The sequence below is a fragment of the Bacteroidota bacterium genome (assembly GCA_020161395.1).
Classification (GTDB): domain Bacteria; phylum Bacteroidota; class Ignavibacteria; order Ignavibacteriales; family Ignavibacteriaceae; genus UTCHB3.
In genome coordinates this window covers 63,923-70,296 of sequence record JAIUOE010000015.1, presented here as the reverse complement: position 1 = coordinate 70,296, position 6,374 = coordinate 63,923, and the positions used below count along the sequence as shown (strand labels likewise).

Below are 6,374 nucleotides of genomic sequence, written 5' to 3'. Positions count from 1 at the left end.
TGCAAAAATACGAAAAATTGACCGTATCTAAAAATAAATATTCCTCTTAACTACCATATATTACAATAGGTTAGAACATATTTAGGCTAAACTGATTTGGTCAATTTTCAGGCGAAAAGAAGAGTCAAACGCTTCTAGAAATTAACATAAGGCGAGGGATCAATAAAACGGGGATCATAAGTAGGAGCCAACTTGAGGAAAAGACTCTTTTTGATAAATCTGAGAATCAATAAAAAAGGCTGCCCCTTTTGAGACAGCCTCTTTTGAAATTAGCACAAGGTTTTCAGAAAACCCGGTTTACTTTATTACCTGACTCTTCAACCATGATGTGGTAACTGATTTTGGTCGCACAATCGGTAAACCTAAAGCTCTGTTCATAACCGCCTGTGAGGCTAAACCAATTGATCTTGAGAGGGCGAAAATAACGGTATAGTAGGAAAATTCTCTCAGACCGTAATGATAAAGCAGTGAACCTGTAACGGCATCAACATTGGGCCACGGATTTTGAATTTTGGAGATACCTTTCAATACTTCCGGTACTACTTCGAAGGTATTTACCACTGTTTTGAAAACAGGATCATCGGGACAATGAACTTTTCCAAATTCAAGAAAAGCTGTAAATCTTGGATCCACAACTCTTAGAACTGCATGACCATATCCCGGAATTACCTGACCTGACGCCAAAGTTTCGTTTACAACCTCTTCAATCTCTGCTTTTGTAGGTGTTCCGTTATACTTCTTCATTACATCCAACACCCATTTAAGAGCTTCCTGGTTGGCAAGACCGTGAAGTGGACCGGCAAGACCATTGAATCCTGCGGAGATTGAATAATAGAGATCCGATAATGCCGAGTTCACAATTGAAGCTGTAAACGAGCTAACATTACCGCCTTCATGGTCGGAGTGTGCTACAAGGAACAATGTCATTAATTTCAGGAATTCATCGCCTGAAGATTCCAAACCCAACATATGAACAAAATCTTCCGATAGTCTCATATCAGGATCCGGTTGAATCAGTTCACCTTTGTTGTATCTGATCCGGTAAATTGCGGCAGCGATTGCAGGAAGTTTCGCTATGATGTTCAGCGCATCTTCCAGAGTGTAACGCCAGTATTCACTTTTGTGAATGCCTTCATCGTGATGACGGGCGAAAGATGATTCTTTCTGCATGGAAAGCACGGCTGTCGAAAGCATCGTCATAGGATGCGAATCCTTCGGCATTGCCTTAAGTATCTCCCATACATAATACGGGACGAATTTCCTTATTCTAAGTGCAAGTTGAAACTCATGGAGTTCTTCCTCGGTTGGCAAGTCCCCTGTAAGAAGGAGATAAAACACCTGCACTCCGGTAATATCAGTCAGTTCACTAACCGGTTTTCCACGGATTATAAGACCCTGATCCTTGGGAACAACTGAAGTATCACACCAAAGAGATGTTACTCCGCGCATTCCACCCATTATCTGCGAAATGGTAATGTCAGAAACTTTTTGATCTCCACTCTCCTTTAAAAATGCTGACATGTCGGAACGCCAAAATTCTATTTTTGCCGCCATTGTATCGAAAATATTTGGTGCCATATGTTCTTTCGAAGTTTATTGGATTTATGATTTAAACATAAACATTTTAATTAATTCATTAATTCAAAATGTTTAAAAAACAAGGAGGCATCGCCTCCTTGTATAAAATATCTCTATTTTACTATGGTGTACGAACCGGTGAAAGTCTCCAGAATCGAGTTCATCTCCTTCACGAGTACAAAAGGATCTTTCAGATCACCGGATCCGAGTTCTGCAGAAAGATAAAGTACATTCACAACCCGCGGAATTACCTGAGATTTTTTGTCTCCTTTATAGATGGTGAGGAGATTCCTGATCACAGCGCTGTTCTTGTTTATCTCCATAACTTTGGAGGCACCAAAAGAATCAAACATCGGATTGCTTCCCTTCATCATTCGTCTGAAAGATGCTGAGAACATTTCATTTTCGCCCGAAAGCCAGACTGCATGGTCGCTTAATCTCTTGGATATCTTCACTTCCTTGATCTTCTCACCGAGAATTTCCTTGATTTTCGATGCGAGATCCTCGAGAACTTTTTCATCAGCCTCATTTAAATCAGGCAATTTGTTCTCATTCTCCTCGATATCCACGAATGCATCCAGTTTGCTGACATCCGCCTTTTCAACCGAAACGAAATCAAGTTCACCATATTTTCCGCACATGTTGAGGGCATATTCATCAACGGGATCCATGAGGAAAAGGACATCGATACCCTTTCTCTTAAAGATCTCTATTGCAGGGTCTGCCAGAAGCGATTCTCTGGTAGTACCCAAGGCATAATAAATTTCCTTCTGATCCGCTTTTAATCCTGATTTGTAGTCATCGAGTGAAACAAGTTTTTCGGGATCTGCATTGTTCAGAGAGTCAAATCTTAGAAGTTCAAGATATTTTTCCCGGTTATTGTGGTCATTGAAACCAAGTTTAATTTGCTTGCCGTGCTCTTTGTAAATTCGTTTATACTGTTCAGGTTCGTCTTTCGCCCTCTTAATCAAGTCGTTGAGAACTGCTTTAGTTACTTCTCTTGAAATTTTCCCAAAAACCGCATTCTCCTGAAGTGTCTCCCTGGATACATTGAGCGGAAGATCCTCGGAATCGACAACACCCTTTACAAAACTCAAAAACTCCGGTAACAGGTCTTTGGACTGATGCTGAATCAACACTTTTCTTACATATAAATCGAGTCCGTAGTTCTCTCTGTTCATTCCAAACATGTCAAAATTATGCTTCGGTATGAAAAGCAGAGCATTAAATTGAATCGGGGCTTCGATCGAATAGTGGATGTGGCATTCAGGGTCTTCGAAATCGTGGGATACGAATTTGTAAAACTCATTATACTGCTCCGGTTTGATAGTGGATTTCGGTTCTTTCCACAAGGCAGTAATTGTGTTTACCCTTTCGGCGGCGAGATAAATCGGGTAGGAAATGAATCCGGAGTGTTTCTTGATGATTCCTTCAAGTCTCTCCTTTGTTGCAAATTCCACTGCATCATCCTTCAGGTAAATCTCAATCGTCGTTCCCCGGTTAATTGACTCTTCCATTTCTGTGATTGTGAAATCACCACTTCCAGATGAACGCCAGACATAACCTGTCTCGTCAGGAAGATATGATCTGGTCTTAATCTTCACTTCGTGCGCTACCATGAAAACAGAATAGAACCCTACGCCGAATCTGCCAATTATTTCTTTCGCATCAGTTTCACCTGCTTTTAAAGCCTTAATGAATTCCGAACTTCCGGATTTTGCGATTGTTCCGATATTTTTTACAAGCTCATCCTTTGTCATTCCGATACCGGTGTCGGTGATGACCAGCATTTTTGCTTCCTGATCGAAGGATATTTTTATTTCGAATGGCAGATCTTTTTGATGATATTCATCGCCGCGGAGAGAGATTATTCTTAGTTTATCGATTGCATCGGATGCATTTGATACCAGTTCCCTCAAGAATATTTCGCGGCTGCTGTAGAGAGAATGAACTAAGATATCGAGAAGTTGTGTGATTTCCGCTTGAAATGTAAACTTTTCCTGTACTTTGGCTTCCATCTAAGTTAGTCCTTTCACTTTAAATTGAATCTTGAAATGATCACAAATTTTCGTAAATTTGTAGTCACAAATATAATATTTTTCAGCCCTGCTTCCACCCCAAAAATTACAAAATGAACTTTAAAAAATTGTTGTTGACACCTGTATATATCGTTACAATCCTTTTATTGCTGATTGTCGCGATTGCAATGTTCCCTTACATATTTACAAATGTCTACAAATTCCCTGCGATGAAGCCGTTTTCAGGAACGGAGTGGTATAACCCGTATGCCGACACTTCAGGCAGGTGGTTTAAAACCAATTTTCATGCACATGCACAGGCATGGGGAGGATTGACCAACGGCACACTTACACCGGAGCAGGTGGATTCCGTTTATAAATCCCTCGGTTACGATTTTGCCGGAATCTCTGATTATCATAAAATTACCAGATCGAAAAACATCAAAGATGATGAATTCATTCCTCTTTATGAGCACGGCTTAAATGTCTGGAAAAGACATCAACATCCTATCGGAGCAAAAGAGGTTGTAAATTTTGATTATCCCCTCTTTCAGTCATTACACCATAAGCAGGATATCATCGAAAGATTGAGACAAACTACCAAACTTTTGGCTATCAATCACCCCGAATTCCTGGAGGGCTATCATCCGGATGACTTTCAGTATCTCTCAAATTATACTCACATAGAGATTCTTAACCATTACAGGACATCCGTTCATCACTGGGATGCCGCCCTCTCTGCAGGCTATCCGGCTTTTGGCTACGGCAACGACGATTCACACAATCAAACCAGAAAAGATGAAACCGGACGGTACTGGACGATGGTCCGTGCAGGTTCATTGCTTGGGAACCTGATCGTGGACGCTTTGCGAAAGGGAAATTCTGTGGCAGTCAAAGGCAATAATGCTGAACTTGACAACGAGTTGAGATATTTACGGGTGGAAAACGATTCGATGAAATTGCGGCTCATGACACCTGCTGATTCCATCCTTTTGATTGGTAACTACGGTGAGGTGCTGGCATCCTTTCATAAAACCGACTCCCTCGTCTTTCCTCTTAAAAAAGTAAAAACCTATTTAAGAACCGAGGTTTACAACCCGAAAACCACATTCTTTCTCAATCCTTTGATCAGAACCGACGGCATCCTGCCCGCATACAAACCGGTGAAAAATGCTGCGTTTTCCTTTGTGGTCAGAATTGTCGGAATAGCAGTTTATGCCTTCTACCTCGTATTCTTCTTCAGAGTTGTCAGAAGAATGTATCGTTATATGATGAATAAAACGGTTGTCAGAATAATCTAATCGAAAGACGACTTAAAAAATCCTGCGACAACTTCTATATCCGACTTGTCAACCAGCAGGATAATCAAGTCGTCCTCTTCAATTATTGTGCTTCCTGACGGGATTACATATTTCCCCTTCCGCTCTATCAACACAATCAGAACGCCACTCGGCAATCCGATCTCCACAATCTTGTTACCACAGGCAGGAGACCCCGGCTGAACAAAAAGATCGAATAATGTTTTATTGTCGTCTCGTCCTGTTTCAAGGTCCATCAGCACTTTTTTGCTTAAATTCTTGACATTTCTTAGTTTAAGAAGTTTGGAAACCGCAGGGATTGACCATCCCTGACCGATGGCTGAAAATATCACAACAAAAAAGACAAGGTTCAGCACCTTTTGTCCGTCAGGCAGATTTGAAGTGAGTGCAAATGTCGCGAGAATAATCGGTACTGCCCCCCTCAATCCCCCCCACATGATAAAAACTTTCTCTTTCAGGTTAAAATTGCTGAATAAAAGTGATATCATTACAGCCACAGGTCTCGCAACAAACATTAGAAACAAGGCAAAGAGGCTGCCGATAAGAGCAACTTCAGGTAACTGAGAAGGATAAATCAACAATCCCAGGGCGAGAAACATACCAATCTGACTTAACCAGGCAAGTCCTTCAAAAAACCGGATCGTGTTGGTTTTATGCTGAAATTCATGACTGTTGGCTACAATTCCCGCTATGTATACTGCTAAAAACCCACTCCCGGATATTAGTGCTGTACCACTGTAAATCAGTAACGCACCTGAGAGAACAAACACAGGATAAAACCCGGGAGTAATAAAATCCAGCTTGTTCATTACAACTGACATTACCCTTCCACCCCCATACCCTAAAACTGCACCAATTCCGAATTGCGATACAAAAAATACAACATGCTCGACAGCGGTTTTTTCCGGTTCTGTAAGAATTGAAATCATCAGCATGGTCAGAAATATTGCCATAGGATCGTTGCTGCCGCTTTCAAGCTCCAAAACGGGTTGAATATCACCCGATAAATTTAAATCCTTGGCTTTCAGAACCGAAAAAATTGCTGCAGCATCTGTTGATGATATTACCGCCCCGATGAAAAAAGAAAAACCGGCAGAATAACCGGCCACATAATATAGGAATGCCCCCATCAGAACTGCCGTAATAACCACCCCGAGAGTAGCCAGTGAAAGAGATGATTTAATACCATTTTTTACTGACTGTATACTTGTCTCCAAACCTCCCGAAAACAAAATAAATACCAGAGCGATGGTGCCTATCGACTGAGCAAGGGAAGCATCACTAAATTCGATTCCACCCGGTCCGTCTGAACCGGCAAGCATTCCCAGACCCAAAAAAAGAAGCAGTGTGGGGACTCCGTAATTCCTGGTAAGTCTCGTTACCAGCAACGAGAGAACAATCAGCACGGAGAGAATAAAAATTTTATGTTCCAACAAGTGTATCATTTAAGTAATAAAAA

4 protein-coding genes are annotated in these 6,374 nt (G+C 41.2%); 1 reads left to right on the top strand and 3 read right to left on the bottom strand.

Features of this window, described 5'->3' with window-relative positions; all coding sequences use genetic code 11:
* Nucleotides 1–297: 297 nt before the first annotated feature.
* Nucleotides 298–1,578, bottom strand: coding sequence for a citrate (Si)-synthase (locus LCH52_16305; protein MCA0390053.1), 1,281 nt, complete (start codon nucleotides 1,576–1,578; stop codon nucleotides 298–300).
* A 113-nt stretch (nucleotides 1,579–1,691) separates the two neighbouring features.
* On the bottom strand, nucleotides 1,692–3,596 hold the full coding sequence (htpG, locus tag LCH52_16300; protein ID MCA0390052.1) for a molecular chaperone HtpG: 1,905 nt from the start codon (nucleotides 3,594–3,596) through the stop codon (nucleotides 1,692–1,694).
* 113 nt (nucleotides 3,597–3,709) lie between these two features.
* Here htpG and LCH52_16295 point away from each other — a divergent pair, with 113 nt between their 5' ends.
* The gene (locus LCH52_16295; GenBank protein MCA0390051.1) at nucleotides 3,710–4,897 is read left to right on the top strand and encodes a hypothetical protein; all 1,188 of its coding nucleotides are present in this window, start codon (nucleotides 3,710–3,712) and stop codon (nucleotides 4,895–4,897) included.
* Here LCH52_16295 and LCH52_16290 read toward each other — a convergent pair.
* Entirely contained in the window at nucleotides 4,894–6,348 is a 1,455-nt protein-coding gene (locus LCH52_16290; GenBank protein MCA0390050.1) for a potassium/proton antiporter, read from the bottom strand. The two genes, LCH52_16295 and LCH52_16290, sit on opposite strands and share 4 nt — an antisense overlap.
* Nucleotides 6,349–6,374: the final 26 nt, after the last annotated feature.